The sequence below is a fragment of the Stenotrophomonas sp. Steno-C15 genome (assembly GCF_056393265.1).
The window spans coordinates 1-12,913 of the sequence record NZ_JBWJPF010000017.1 but is presented as its reverse complement, the minus strand read 5'-3'; the positions used below and the strand labels follow the sequence as shown (position 1 = coordinate 12,913).

The 12,913-nt window shown below is 66.8% G+C and carries 12 protein-coding genes and 1 pseudogene; 8 read left to right on the top strand and 5 right to left on the bottom strand.

Going from position 1 to position 12,913, the window contains the following annotated elements:
- Window positions 1-148 precede the first annotated feature (148 nt).
- Window positions 149-1,051, bottom strand: a complete 903-nt coding sequence (locus AC06FB_RS13315) for a LysR family transcriptional regulator (protein WP_053519987.1) — start codon at window positions 1,049-1,051, stop codon at window positions 149-151.
- Window positions 1,052-1,160: 109 nt separating this feature from the next.
- Here AC06FB_RS13315 and AC06FB_RS13310 point away from each other — a divergent pair, with 109 nt between their 5' ends.
- The 8 genes from AC06FB_RS13310 to acnB all read left to right on the top strand — a co-directional run bounded on the left by AC06FB_RS13310 (window position 1,161) and on the right by acnB (window position 9,969).
- Window positions 1,161-2,282 (top strand): 4-oxalomesaconate tautomerase, encoded by a 1,122-nt coding sequence (locus tag AC06FB_RS13310; protein WP_164152603.1) that lies wholly within the window; start codon window positions 1,161-1,163, stop codon window positions 2,280-2,282.
- A gap of 77 nt (window positions 2,283-2,359) precedes the next feature.
- The gene (locus AC06FB_RS13305; protein ID WP_053519997.1) at window positions 2,360-3,415 is read left to right on the top strand and encodes an ABC transporter substrate-binding protein; all 1,056 of its coding nucleotides are present in this window, start codon (window positions 2,360-2,362) and stop codon (window positions 3,413-3,415) included.
- A 13-nt stretch (window positions 3,416-3,428) separates the two neighbouring features.
- Window positions 3,429-4,262, top strand: coding sequence for an ABC transporter ATP-binding protein (locus AC06FB_RS13300; protein ID WP_053519989.1), 834 nt, complete (start codon window positions 3,429-3,431; stop codon window positions 4,260-4,262).
- Window positions 4,246-5,022 carry an ABC transporter permease gene (locus AC06FB_RS13295; protein ID WP_053519990.1) on the top strand — a complete coding sequence of 259 codons (777 nt, stop codon included), beginning with the start codon at window positions 4,246-4,248 and terminating at the stop codon, window positions 5,020-5,022. The genes AC06FB_RS13300 and AC06FB_RS13295 overlap by 17 nt, the downstream gene beginning before the upstream one ends.
- A 113-nt stretch (window positions 5,023-5,135) precedes the next feature.
- A complete protein-coding gene (locus tag AC06FB_RS13290) occupies window positions 5,136-6,572 on the top strand; it encodes an OprO/OprP family phosphate-selective porin (RefSeq protein WP_478053769.1) in 1,437 nt (478 codons plus the stop codon).
- A 124-nt stretch (window positions 6,573-6,696) separates the two neighbouring features.
- Window positions 6,697-6,921 carry an AbrB/MazE/SpoVT family DNA-binding domain-containing protein gene (locus tag AC06FB_RS13285; RefSeq protein ID WP_053519992.1) on the top strand — a complete coding sequence of 75 codons (225 nt, stop codon included), beginning with the start codon at window positions 6,697-6,699 and terminating at the stop codon, window positions 6,919-6,921.
- 6 nt (window positions 6,922-6,927) lie between these two features.
- Window positions 6,928-7,326, top strand: coding sequence for a type II toxin-antitoxin system VapC family toxin (locus tag AC06FB_RS13280; RefSeq protein ID WP_053519993.1), 399 nt, complete (start codon window positions 6,928-6,930; stop codon window positions 7,324-7,326).
- A gap of 51 nt (window positions 7,327-7,377) precedes the next feature.
- Window positions 7,378-9,969, top strand: a complete 2,592-nt coding sequence (gene acnB / locus AC06FB_RS13275) for a bifunctional aconitate hydratase 2/2-methylisocitrate dehydratase (protein ID WP_193396858.1) — start codon at window positions 7,378-7,380, stop codon at window positions 9,967-9,969.
- A 69-nt stretch (window positions 9,970-10,038) separates the two neighbouring features.
- On the opposite strand, the gene AC06FB_RS13270 is transcribed toward acnB, so the two are convergent.
- The 4 genes and pseudogenes from AC06FB_RS13270 to AC06FB_RS13255 all read right to left on the bottom strand — a co-directional run.
- A complete protein-coding gene (locus tag AC06FB_RS13270; RefSeq protein WP_111186102.1) occupies window positions 10,039-11,115 on the bottom strand; it encodes a protein-glutamate methylesterase/protein-glutamine glutaminase in 1,077 nt (358 codons plus the stop codon).
- Window positions 11,112-11,708: a chemoreceptor glutamine deamidase CheD gene (cheD, locus tag AC06FB_RS13265; RefSeq protein WP_053519995.1), complete on the bottom strand. Its 597-nt coding sequence runs from the start codon at window positions 11,706-11,708 to the stop codon at window positions 11,112-11,114. The genes AC06FB_RS13270 and cheD overlap by 4 nt, the downstream gene beginning before the upstream one ends.
- On the bottom strand, window positions 11,705-12,574 hold the full coding sequence (locus tag AC06FB_RS13260; protein WP_053519996.1) for a CheR family methyltransferase: 870 nt from the start codon (window positions 12,572-12,574) through the stop codon (window positions 11,705-11,707). Before AC06FB_RS13260 ends, cheD begins: the two co-directional genes overlap by 4 nt.
- A gap of 34 nt (window positions 12,575-12,608) precedes the next feature.
- Window positions 12,609-12,913, bottom strand: a pseudogene (locus tag AC06FB_RS13255) (methyl-accepting chemotaxis protein); the annotation flags it as partial.

The window sequence follows — 12,913 nt, the reverse complement described above, 5'->3', positions numbered from 1 at the left end:
GGCTTGCAGTGGCCCGTGCATGGACGGACCTGCTTGCGTATGCCGGGGCTCTCCGCCACCGGATCCCCGCCAGTATGGCGGAGCCGGCGCGGCCGGGAACGTCCTCGGCGCAGGACGCAAGGTTACATGGCTGTATGTAGTGCCGATGTCACGGCTTGCCCCGCCACTGGCTCATCAGCATCTGCAGGAAGCGTTCGGCCGTGGGCGAGAGCAGGGCACCACGGCGGCGCACGATGCCGATGGTGCGCGAGACCACCGGATTGCCGATCGGCCGGGTCACCAGGATGGGATGGTCGCCGTCCGGGGTCGCCATCTTCGGCAGCACCGACACGCCGATCCCGGCCTCGACCATGCCCAGGGAGGTGGACAGGTGGGTCACTTCGTAATGCCAGCTCAGCTTCAGGTTCTCACGGGCGAGGGCGCCATCGAGCAGGGTCCGGTTGCCACTGGTGCGATGCACGGTGATCAGCTGGTGCTGGGCAAGATCGGCCCATTCCACGCGGCGCTTGCGAGCCAGCGGATGATCGCGGCGGCAGGCCAGCACGAACGGGTCCTCGGCCAGTACATCGAAATCCAGGTTGGGATCGTTGGCACCCATGAAATTGATGCCGAACTCCACTTCGCCGCGTTCCACTGCCTGCAACCCCTCGGTGGCGGGAATGTCGAGGATGCGGAAGCGGACGTGCGGATGCGCATCGTGGAAGCGTGCCATGACACTGGGCAGGAAGTAGAACGCCGCGGTGGGCAGGCAGGCGATGGTGACCGTGGCGCCGCGCGTGTCGTCGTGCCCGCGCAGCGAGAACAGCGAACCATCGAATTCCTCCAGCATGCGCCGTACCAGCGGCAGCAGGTTCTCGCCGACCGCGGTGGTGCTGACGCTGCGGGTGGTGCGTTCGAGCAGCGGTGAGCCGACGGCCTGCTCCAGCTTCTGGATCCGGCGGCTGAGCGCGGGCTGCGAGACGTGCAGGGTTTCAGCGGCGCGATGGAAGCTGCGCGTCTCGGCGACGAGCAGGAACGCGCGCAGATCGAGGATTTCGCAATTGATGCTCATACGGTATCAATCATCCAAAAATCAGCAATTCACAGATCAATCCGGCTCATGCCAGTATCGAATCACAGAGGGGTCATTCATCCCCTATACGCATCAATCTAGCACACGTATGTCGAACGATCTGCTCAGTATCCCCTGCGTCCTCATGCGTGGCGGCACGTCCAAGGGGCCGTTCTTCCTGGCCTCGGACCTGCCGGCCGACGCCGGCCTGCGTGACCAGCTGCTGCTGGAGGTGATGGGCTCGGGCCATCCGCTGCAGATCGATGGCATCGGCGGTGGCAATGCGCTGACCAGCAAGGTGGCGATCGTCAGCCCCGCCAGCCGCGCCGATGCCGATGTCGACTATCTGTTCGCGCAGGTCCGGGTCGAGCAGCGGGTGGTGGATACCACCCCCAACTGCGGCAACATGCTGGCGGCGGTCGGTCCCTTCGCGATCGAACGCGGACTCGTTCCTGCGCGCCACCCGCGCACCGAAGTGCGCATCCACAACGTCAACACCGGCAAGCTGATCGTGGCCACGGTGGAAACCCCGAACGGCCAGGTGGCCTACCGGGGCGACACGCGTATCGCGGGCGCGCCTGGCGCTGCCGCGCCGGTCCGCCTGGCCTTCCTCGATGCGGCCGGTGCACGTACCGGCCGGCTGCTGCCCAGTGGGCGGCCGCAGGATATGATCGACGGCATCGCCGTCAGCCTGGTGGATTGCGCGATGCCGATGATGATGGTGCGCGCGGCCGATATGGGTGTCCGCGGTGATGCCTCGCCGGCGGAACTGAACGCGGATCATGCGCTGCTGGCGCGGTTGGAAGCGATGCGCATCGAGGCGGGTACGCGCATGGGCATCGCAGACGCGGGCAGCAAGGTGATTCCCAAGCCAGTGCTGCTTTCCGCACCGCAGCAGGGCGGCGACCTGCAGGTGCGCTACTTCATGCCCCACCAATGCCACACCGCGCTTGCCATCACCGGCGCGGTCGGTCTGGCCACCGCCGCAGTCACGCCCGGCACCCTGGCCAACACTTTCGTCGGATGCCTGCCGATGCCGGGCAGCATTACCCTCGAACATCCGAGCGGCCTGCTGGAAGTGGGCCTGAGCCGCAGCTCGGACGATGCGCCGGTCGTTGCCAGCGTGGTCCGTACCGCGCGCCGCCTGTTCGAAGGGCGCGTGTTCGCGACTTCGCCTGCCACTGCCGAAACCCATTCCACCGAAGCCCGCCAATGGACCTCAGCGGCATGACCTGAAACCGGTCGGGGCCGCGCAGATGCGCGTGGCCAGGCCACTACAACGCAGATGCTTCACTCCTGGGAGGGATGATGTACAAGCAGTTCTTCATGGCCGCGCTGTGCGCGGCGAGCCTGGCCGTGTCCGGTTGCGGCAAAGACGATGCCAGCGGGGCCTCGGCGCCCGGCGGCGACAATGCGCCGGTGCGGATCAGCGTCGGTTCCTACAACCTCAACAACCTGCCGTTCTTCATCGCCGACGCCAAGGGCTACTTCAAGGACGTCGGCCTGCAGGTGAAGACCGAGAACTTCGCGCAGGGCGGCTCCAAGGTGCTGCAGGCCCTGGTCGCCAATTCGACCGACGTGGCGGTCGGCTTCTACGACCACACCATCCAGATGCAGGCCAAGCACAAGGACGTGGTCGGCTTCGTGCTGCTGTCACGCAATTCGGGCCTGGTGATGGCTGGCCGCGAGGATGCCAGCTTCGATCCGGCGCGCCCGCAGACCATCAAGGGCCAGAAGATCGGCATTACCGCCCCGGGTTCGTCATCGGACTTCTTCGTGCGCCACTTCCTGGCCCAGCACGACATCCCGGTGGACAGCATCTCGCTGATCGGCGTGGGTTCTGGTGCGGCGGCGGTGGCGGCGCTCGAGCAGGGCAAGATCGACCTGCTGGTCAACTACGATCCGGCCGCGACCCTGATCACCGAGCGCAAGGTCGGCAGGATCATCATCGATGCGCGCAGCGACGAGGGGGCACGCCAGGTGTACGGCGGTCTCTATCCCACCTCGGTGATGTACGCCAACCGCAGCTTCCTGGAAGCACGTCCCGAAGCAGCCGAGAAGATCGCCCGCGCCGAGCAGATGGCATTGAAGTTCATCGCCGACAACAGTGCCGAGGACATCGTCGCTGCGCTGCCGGACAGCTACGTCTCCGGCGACCGCGCCACCTACGCGCGCGCCGTGGAGAACGCCCGCGCCATCTTCACCACCGATGGCCACTTCACGCCCGCGGACCTGGAAACGCCGTTGAAGGTGCTGCGCGAGTTCAACAAGGACGTGGCCAACGCGGACATCGACCTGTCCCGGACCTACACCAATGCCTTCGTCGAGCGCGCCAGCGCCGCGACGCAGGCAACCCAACCGTAAGCGGAGATAACCCATGGCCCTCAATGCCACCGTGCGCCAGTTCAATGGCGCACCGCAGCTGGAGCCCGCACAGACCATGGTCGCCATCAACAAGGTGACCATGTCCTTCGGTGACTTCACCGCCGTGCGCGATGTCGATATCCAGGTCGGTGATGGCGAGTTCCTCGCCATCGTCGGTCCCACCGGGTGCGGCAAGAGCACCATCCTCAATTCCGTGGCGGGCCTGCTCAAGCCCAGCGCCGGTGACGTGAGCATCGACGGACGCGCCGTCAATGGCGTGCAGGCGTCCGTCGGCTACCTGTTCCAGCAGGACGCGCTGCTGCCGTGGAAGACCGCCTTCCAGAACGTGGAACTGGGCCTGAAGTTCCGCGGCGTCGATGAAGCCGAGCGCCGGCAGAAGGTCACCACCTGGTTGGCCAAGGTCGGCTTGACCGGCTTCGAGCACCGCTATCCGCACCAGCTCTCCGGCGGCCAGCGCAAGCGCGTGCAGATGGCACAGGCACTGATCGTGGAGCCCAAGGTGATCCTGATGGACGAGCCGTTCTCGGCATTGGACATCCACACCCGCCACCTGATGCAGAACGAACTGCTGCGCCTGTGGCAGGAAGACCGTCGCTCGGTGATCCTGATCACCCACGACCTGGAAGAGGCCATCGCGCTGGGCGACCGCGTGGTGGTGCTGTCCTCGGGTCCGTCAAGCCGCGTGGTGCGCAGCTTCGATGTGGACCTGGAACGCCCCCGCAACGTTGCCGAGATCAAGCTCGACGAACGTTTTACCGACCTGTACCGCGACATCTGGGCCTGCCTGCGCGGCGAAGTGGAGAAGAGCTATGCACGCCAGGACTGACCGTTTCATCCAGATCGCACTGGTCATCGCCGTGTTCGGTGGCTGGGAGGGCGGCATCGCGCTGGGCTGGATCGACCCGTTCTTCTTCCCCGCGCCCACGGCCATCGCCCAGCAGGCGTGGAACTGGTTGTCGGATACCTCGTTCTACCAGCACGTGTACATCACCCTGACTGAAACCGCGCTGGGCTACCTCATCGGTACCGGGCTGGGCGTTGCGGGCGGTGTGTGGCTGGGCCTGAGCCGGCGCTCGGCGCGCATCCTCGATCCCTTCATCAAGGGCTTCAATGCCATCCCGCGCGTGGTGCTGGCGCCGATCTTCGTGCTGTGGCTGGGCCTGGGTCTGTGGTCGAAGGTGGCACTGGCGGTGACGCTGGTGTTCTTCACCACGTTCTTCAATGCCATGCAGGGCGTGCGCGAAGTGAACCCGGTGGTGCTGGCCAATGCCCGCATTCTCGGTGCCAGCCGCAGTGACCTGCTGCGTCACGTGTACTTCCCGGCGGCGGCGAGCTGGATCCTGTCCTCGCTGCGCACCTCGGTGGGCTTTGCCGTGGTCGGCGCGATCATCGGCGAATATCTGGGTGCCTCGGCGGGCCTGGGTTACCTGATCGCGCAGGCAGAAGGCAACTTCAATGCCGTGGGCGTGTTCGCCGGCATCATCATTCTGGCCGCCTTCGTGCTGGTCATCGATGCACTGCTCGACGTGGTCGAGAACAAGCTCATCACCTGGCGTCCAAACGCCCAGGCCCAGGCCACCAGCTGAGCCTGCCTGGCGCGCCGCTGGAATGATCCGGCGGCGCGCCCTTCCGTAATTCCCCCGCATCATCGCAACGGGCCAGCGCCAGGCCAGGGGGCCGGCTGGCTGGAGAGAACACCATGCATAGCCATCCCGTGCTGCCGCGCGCAGCGCTGACGGTCGCCCTTGGCCTGCTGCTGGCCAGCGGCCATGCCGGAGCACAGTCCGCCACGGCCCCGCCGGCCCCGCTGAGCCAGGCCGAACTCGCCGCGCTGGTGCAGCAGCAGGCGCAGCAGATCCAGCAACTGCAGTCGCGACTGGATGCGCTGGAAGGCGTCGGTACGACCGCCGGCAACGCGGCGGCTGCCCCTCCTGCGCCTGCCCTGGAAACCCGTGTTGCGGCGCTGGAAACCCAGCAGTCCAAGGCGCCGAAGGTGTCGTGGTCGAAGGGCGCGCCGGAATTCAGCAGCGCTGACGGCAACGTGATCTTCCGCCCGCGCGGTCGTCTGTTCGTGGACGGCTCCAGCACCGACGGCTCGTCCAGCAGCGACCGCAACATCTCCGGCACCGAGATCCGTTCGGTGCGCCTGGGCGCGGAGGGCCGCTACGGCACGCTCGGCTGGGTGGTGGAGGGCGACTTCGCTGACAACGAGGTGGCGTGGAAGTCGGTGTATGCCACTGTGGACCACAGGCTGTTCGGCCTGCCTGCCGACCTCACCGTGGGCAACCGGCTCAACGACCGCGGCATCGATGGCTCCAGCAGCACCGCCAACACGCCGTTCCCGGACCGCAACGTGGTGGGCACGCTGATGCTGCCGCAGCGGGGCCTGTTCGGCGTCGGCCTCACCGAGCGCGTGTACGGCAAGGGCTGGCACGCCAGCCTGTCGGTGGCCGGCAACGACCTCAACAATGCCGGCGACAACAACGACAGCCAGACCTGGGCCACCCGCGTCCACTGGAACCCGATCGACAGCAAGGCCGCGACCGTGCATCTGGGGGCGTGGGCGTTCCACGAAGAGATCGCCGCAGGCTCCTCGGGCGTGCTGCGCAGCTCCGCCATTGCCGGCCACTTCAACGACCTGGTCAAGATCACACCGGGCACGCTGGTCGGCACCGATCGCAGCACCGCCTACGGTGTGGAAGCGGCGGGCTTCTTTGGCCAGGGCTGGGCCACGGGCGAGTGGGGCACGCGCAACCTGCGCGGCGCCGATGCCAGTGGCCGTTACGACCTCGATCACCAGGCCTGGGCGGTTTCCGCCGGCTGGTTCCTTGGCGGGGCCAGCCCGGCGTACTCGGGCAAGACCGGCACCTGGGGCCGGGTCAAGGTGGCCGATCCGGTCACCCGTGGCGGGCGGGGCGCATGGGAGCTGCGTGCGCGCTACGAAGACGTGGACTACTCGGAACTGCCGACCGGCGGCACCGGACATGCGTGGACGGTGGGTGCCAACTGGTATCTCAACGACTACAGCCGGGTGATGCTCGACGTGATCCGCTGGCAGACCGACAACCCCACCGGTGCGGTGCGCGGCAAGGACGAGGGCACGACGGTCAATACCCGGCTGCAGGTTGCGTTCTGAGTGAAGGCATCAAGCTGAACGGACAATGCCGGCCACGTGCCGGCATTGCCGTAAGGGGGGGGGGCGGCTGGCGGTATGACGCCTTGAGTATGTATAATTCGTACATACCGAAGAGGGCCTACCCATGGAAGCCACTGTCGCCGAACGCGGTCAGATCACCCTGCCCAAGGCTGTGCGTGACGCCCTGGGCCTGACCAAGGGCACCCAGCTCAAGGTCGAACTGGACGGCAGCCGCATCATTCTGCGCAAGAGTGTTGACGACGCGATTTCACGGGCGCGCGGCAAGTTCGCGCTGGACGGCTTTGATTCCGCCGACGCCGCCGTACGCGCGGTGCGCGACGAGGACTAAGCCGTGATGATCGCCGTCGATTCCCCTGTGCTGGTCGAACTGCTGAGCAATGGCCCGCAGGCCGACGCCGTCGAGGCCTGCCTGCGGCAGAGCCTGGTCGGCGGCAAGGTGGTGGTGTGCGGGGCGACCCTGGCCGAAGTCTGCGCCAGCCTGCGTGGCGGGGCCGAGGTGCTGGAAGCGCTGGAAGAGATGGGCGTCCACTTCAACGCGCTGGAAGCCAAATCGGCATTGCGCGCCGGCGAGATGCATCGCCGCCACCGCCAGCGTGGTACCCAGCGCCGCAGCCTGGACGACTTCATGGTGGGGGCCCATGCACTGCTGCAGTGCGACGGGCTCATCACCTGGAACGACACGTTTTACCGCGACTACTTCAAGGGCCTGAAGCTGATCGTGCCGCACGCCTGAGCCCGTTGCATTCCTTTCACTGTTCCATAACCGCATTACCCGGGAGTTGTCATGTTGGAAGCCTATCGCCACCACGTAGCCGAGCGCGCCGCGCTTGGCATCCCGCCGCTGCCGCTGACCGCCCAGCAGACGGCAGACGTCATTGAACTGTTGAAGAACCCGCCGGCGGGCGAGGCCGAGTTCCTGCTCGACCTGCTGACCCACCGTGTGCCGGCCGGCGTGGACGACGCCGCCAAGGTCAAGGCCTCGTACCTGGCCGCGATCGCGCTGGGCAGCGAGCAGAACCCGCTGATCAGCCGCGAGCGCGCCACCGAGCTGCTGGGCACCATGCTGGGCGGTTACAACGTGGCCCCGCTGGTGCAGCTGCTGGACGACGCCAGCGTCGGCACCATCGCCGCCGACGGCCTGAAGAACACCCTGCTGGTGTTCGATGCGTTCCACGACGTGCAGGACAAGGCCAAGGCCGGCAATGCCAATGCCCAGGCCGTGCTGCAGAGCTGGGCCGACGCCGAGTGGTTCACCAGCAAGCCGGAAGTGCCGCAGAGCCTGACCATCACCGTGTTCAAGGTGCCGGGCGAGACCAACACCGACGACCTGTCGCCGGCGCCGGACGCCACCACCCGTCCTGACATTCCGATGCACGCACTGGCGATGCTGAAGAACAAGCGCGATGACGCGCCGTTCACTCCGGAAGAAGACGGCAAGCGCGGCCCGATCCAGCAGATCCTGTCGCTGAAGGACAAGGGTCACCTGGTGGCCTACGTCGGCGACGTGGTCGGCACCGGCTCTTCGCGCAAGTCGGCCACCAACAGTGTGCTGTGGTGGACCGGCGACGACATCCCCTACATCCCCAACAAGCGCGCCGGTGGCGTGTGCCTGGGCGGCAAGATTGCCCCGATCTTCTACAACACCATGGAAGATGCCGGCGCGCTGCCGATCGAGCTGGATGTCTCGAAGATGGAGCACGGCGACGTTGTCGAGCTGCGTCCGTATGACGGCAAGGCACTGAAGAACGGCGAAGTGATCGCCGAGTTCGAAGTGAAGTCCGAAGTGCTGTTCGACGAAGTGCGTGCCGGCGGCCGCATTCCGCTGATCGTCGGCCGTGGCCTGACCGGCAAGGCGCGCGAAGCGCTGGGCCTGGCCCCGACCACTCTGTTCCGCCTGCCGGTGCAGCCGGCCGACACCGGCAAGGGCTTCTCGCTGGCGCAGAAGATGGTCGGCCGCGCCTGCGGTCTGCCGGAAGGCCAGGGCATGCGCCCGGGTACCTACTGCGAACCGAAGATGACCTCGGTGGGCTCGCAGGACACCACCGGCCCGATGACCCGCGACGAGCTGAAGGACCTGGCCTGCCTGGGCTTCTCGGCCGACCTGGTCATGCAGTCGTTCTGCCACACCGCCGCGTACCCGAAGCCGGTGGACGTGAAGACCCACCACACGCTGCCGGAGTTCATCTCCACCCGCGGTGGCATCTCGCTGCGTCCGGGCGACGGCGTGATCCACAGCTGGCTCAACCGCATGCTGCTGCCCGACACCGTCGGCACCGGCGGCGACTCGCACACCCGTTTCCCGGTGGGCATTTCGTTCCCGGCCGGCTCGGGCCTGGTGGCCTTCGCCGCCGCTACCGGCGTGATGCCGCTGGACATGCCGGAATCAGTGCTGGTGCGCTTCAAGGGCCAGATGCAGCCGGGCGTGACCCTGCGTGACCTGGTCAACGCGATTCCGCTGTACGCGATCAAGTCGGGCCTGCTGACGGTTGCCAAGGCTGGCAAGAAGAACATCTTCTCCGGCCGCATCCTGGAAATCGAAGGCCTGCCGGAGCTGAAGGTCGAGCAGGCATTCGAGCTCTCCGACGCCTCGGCCGAGCGTTCGGCCGCCGGTTGCTCGGTGCGCCTGAACAAGGAACCGATCATCGAGTACCTGACCAGCAACATCACCCTGCTGAAGTGGATGATTGCCGAGGGTTACCAGGATCCGCGTTCGCTGCAGCGTCGCATCGAGAAGATGGAAGCCTGGCTGGCCAACCCGCAGCTGCTGGAGCCGGACGCCGACGCTGAGTACGCTGCCGTCATCGAGATCGACCTGGCCGACATCCACGAGCCGATCGTGGCCTGCCCGAACGATCCGGACGACGTGAAGACCCTGTCCGAAGTGGCCGGCGCCAAGATCGACGAAGTGTTCATCGGTTCGTGCATGACCAACATCGGCCACTTCCGTGCGGCCGCGAAGCTGCTGGAAGGCAAGCGCGACCTGCCGACCCGTCTGTGGGTGGCCCCGCCGACCAAGATGGACGCCTCCGAGCTGACCAAGGAAGGCGTTTACGGCACCTTCGGTGCGACCGGCGCGCGCATGGAAATGCCGGGCTGCTCGCTGTGCATGGGCAACCAGGCCCAGATCCGCGAAGGCTCCACCGCGATGTCGACCTCGACCCGCAACTTCCCGAACCGTCTGGGCCGCAACACCAACGTGTACCTGGGTTCGGCCGAGCTGGCCGCGATCTGCTCGCGTCTGGGCCGCATCCCGACCAAGGAAGAGTACATGGCCGACGTCGGCGTGATCGCCGCCAGCGGCAGCGAGATCTACCGCTACATGAACTTCGACCAGATCGAGGAGTACCAGGACGTGGCCAATACGGTCGCCGCCTGATGCGTTGAAACGAAAACCCCCGGCGAAAGCCGGGGGTTTTTTCATGCAGTGCGGAGCGTGCGTTCGTCGCTATTGCCCGCGGGCGAGGGCGAGCAGGCGCTCGGCGATCCGTTCCAGCGGCACCTGTTCCTCGGCCGCGCCGAGCTTGAACGCGGCGCCGGGCATGCCCCAGACCACACTGGTGGCTTCATCCTGCACCAGCGTCGGAGCGCCTGCCTGGCGCATTTCCAGCAGGCCGCGCGCGCCGTCATCGCCCATGCCGGTGAGAATGGCGCCGATGGCATTGCCCCCGGCACTCTGGGCCACCGAACGGAACAGCACATCGACCGCAGGCTTGTGCCGGTTCACGGCTGGGCCGTCATCGACGCGGCAACGCCAGCGCGCACCATCGCGGATGATCCGCAGGTGCCTGCCGCCCGGCGGCAGATAGGCATGGCCGGGCAGCACGGCTTCGCCGTCGCTGGCCTCGCGCACGGCCATCGCCGAATGCCGGTCCAGGCGTTCGGCGAAGGCGCTGCTGAAGCTGGCCGGCAGGTGCTGGGTCATCACCACCGCTGGTGCATCGGCGGGCAGGCCTTCCAGCACCACGCGCAGGGCTTCGGTGCCACCGGCTGACGAACCGATCGCAATCAGGCGGTCGGTGGTGCGGAACTGTGGTGCCACCGGTCGCGATGCCGGTGCCGCATCCAGGGTGAGTTTCGGTGCCGCAGCCCGCAGCAGCGGCCGCACCCGCGAGCGTGCGGCCATCTTCACCTTGCCGATGATTTCTTCGGCATAGCCCTGCAGTCCGCGCGCCACATCGAGCTTCGGCTTGGAAACGAAATCCACGGCACCCAGTGCCAGCGCCTGCAGGGTCGTGTCGGCCCCGCGCTCGGTCAGCGAAGAGATCATCACCACCGGCAAGGGATGCAGGCGCATCAGGTTTTCCAGGAAGGCCAGTCCGTCCATGCGCGGCATTTCTACGTCCAGGGTGATCACGTCCGGGGCGAGGCGCTTGATCTTCTCGCGTGCCAGCAGCGGATCGGCGGCGGTGCCGACCACGTCGATGGCCGGATCGCTGGAGAGGATTTCGGTCAGCATCTGCCGCACGACGGCGGAGTCGTCCACGATCAGGACCCGGCAGGGGGCGTTGCCGGTCAGGGTCATTCGAACAGCTCCACGCCACCGGTGACCGGGGCCCTGGACAGACGGGCACGCACTGCCGATTCGGTGGCGGCCACTTCCGCTTCGTGGGCATGTGGCAGGCGCTGCACGACCACGCGCCCGGTATCGGCAAAGAACCAGATCTTGCGTGGATGGATGCCGCACAGATCTTCGGCGATGATCGGAATGTGCTCGGCCTGCAGGTACTGGCGCACGAACTCGGCGTTGCGGGTTCCTACTGGATTGCTGGTGAAACCCTTGAGCACGTTGGCGCCGCCGAACACCTTGGCTTCCAGGCGCTTGCGGTGCGCGCCGCGCTTGAGCATGTCGTTGATGAGAAGCTCCATCGCATAGCTGCCGTAGCGTGCAGGCGCGCCGTCACCGGCATTGCCTTCCGGCAGCAGGAAATGGTTCATGCCGCCTATCTTCAGCACCGGATCGCGCAGGCAGGCAGCCACGCAGGAGCCCAGCGTGGTGGTCAGCGCAGTGGTGTCGTCGACCACCAGGTACTGGGTCGGCAACAGCTTGGCGGCGAGGGTCTGGAAGCGCGCGTCCTGGTAGCGCATCACCTCGTCGGTGCGCAGCGAGGCGTTCATGCCCCGGCCCCCTGCGCGCGGCGGTACAGGGTGCGGCCACAGGGCTGGATCAGATCGGCCGCGTGCAGGTAGTTCTCCGAGTGGCCGGTGTAGAGCAGCCCGTCATCGGTGAGATGCTGCACCAGCCGGCCAAGGATGGCGCGTTGGGTCGGCTTGTCGAAATAGATCATCACGTTGCGGCAGAACAGCGCATCGAACGGGCCGCCAACGTCGTAGCGCGGGGCAAGAAGATTCAGCGGGCGGAACTCGATCAGTTCGCGCAGTGCGGGCAGCACCCGGCACTGGCCCTCGTTGGGGCCACTGCCACGCTGGAAATACCGTCGGCGGAGCTCCGGATCGAGGCTGGCGACGCGGTCGATGGCGTACACGCCACGGCCTGCGGTGGCCAGGACCTGTGTGTCGACATCGGTGGCGATGATGCGGACCGGCGGCTTCAGGCTGCCGAACGCCTCGCACGCGGTGATCGCCATGGAGTAGGGTTCCTCGCCGGTGGACGCGGCGCAGGACCACAGCAGCAGCGGGGCGTGGCCGGAGCGCTGCCGCAGTTCCTCGCGCAGCTTGTCGAAATGGTGGGGCTCACGGAAAAAGGAGGTGAGGTTGGTGGTCAGGGCGTTGGTGAACGCCTGCCATTCGTCACCGCCCTCCTGTTCCAGATGGTCCAGGTACTGCTGGAAGCTGCGCATGCCGAGTGTGCGCAGGCGACGCGACAGGCGGCCATAGACCATGTCGCGCTTGGCGGGCGCGAGGGCGATGCCCACCCGCTGATAGATCAGGTCGCAGACACGGCGGAAATCGCGGTCGGCGAACTCGAACTCGCGCGGACCGGTGACGATGGGGCTGGGACTATGCACGGGGGACGTGTCCATCGGCGTGGGCGGTGGCCGCAGCCACCGCGGGTTCTCAGAATTCCTGCCAGTCGCTGGCGACGACGGGGGGAGTGTGGGCGCGGCGGACCGGCGCGGCCGGCGCATGCGCGCGTGCCGTGTTGGCGGTCACCGTTGGTTCCACCCGTGCGGCCACCGCCTTCACTGCGGCGGCCACTTGGTTGTCGAGGCGGAAGATCGCCACGGCATCGGCCAGCTGCGCGGCCTGTTCCTCCATCGCCCGTGCAGCGGCGGTGGCTTCCTCCACCAGCGCGGCGTTCTGCTGGGTGGTCTCGTCCATCTGCACCACGGTCTGGTTGACCTGCTCGATGCCGGCGCTCT

Excerpts from the sequence above, each read along its gene's own strand:
- AC06FB_RS13280 (WP_053519993.1), top strand. The coding sequence starts at position 6,928 with ATGATCGCCGTCGATTCCCCTGTGCTGGTCGAACTGCTGAGCAATGGC.
- AC06FB_RS13315 (WP_053519987.1), bottom strand. The coding sequence starts at position 1,051 with ATGAGCATCAATTGCGAAATCCTCGATCTGCGCGCGTTCCTGCTCGTC.
- AC06FB_RS13290 (WP_478053769.1), top strand. The coding sequence starts at position 5,136 with ATGCATAGCCATCCCGTGCTGCCGCGCGCAGCGCTGACGGTCGCCCTT.
- AC06FB_RS13305 (WP_053519997.1), top strand. The coding sequence starts at position 2,360 with ATGTACAAGCAGTTCTTCATGGCCGCGCTGTGCGCGGCGAGCCTGGCC.
- AC06FB_RS13295 (WP_053519990.1), top strand. The coding sequence starts at position 4,246 with ATGCACGCCAGGACTGACCGTTTCATCCAGATCGCACTGGTCATCGCC.
- AC06FB_RS13270 (WP_111186102.1), bottom strand. The coding sequence starts at position 11,115 with ATGACCCTGACCGGCAACGCCCCCTGCCGGGTCCTGATCGTGGACGAC.
- AC06FB_RS13300 (WP_053519989.1), top strand. The coding sequence starts at position 3,429 with ATGGCCCTCAATGCCACCGTGCGCCAGTTCAATGGCGCACCGCAGCTG.
- AC06FB_RS13260 (WP_053519996.1), bottom strand. The coding sequence starts at position 12,574 with ATGGACACGTCCCCCGTGCATAGTCCCAGCCCCATCGTCACCGGTCCG.
- acnB (WP_193396858.1), top strand. The coding sequence starts at position 7,378 with ATGTTGGAAGCCTATCGCCACCACGTAGCCGAGCGCGCCGCGCTTGGC.
- AC06FB_RS13310 (WP_164152603.1), top strand. The coding sequence starts at position 1,161 with ATGTCGAACGATCTGCTCAGTATCCCCTGCGTCCTCATGCGTGGCGGC.
- AC06FB_RS13285 (WP_053519992.1), top strand. The coding sequence starts at position 6,697 with ATGGAAGCCACTGTCGCCGAACGCGGTCAGATCACCCTGCCCAAGGCT.
- cheD (WP_053519995.1), bottom strand. The coding sequence starts at position 11,708 with ATGAACGCCTCGCTGCGCACCGACGAGGTGATGCGCTACCAGGACGCG.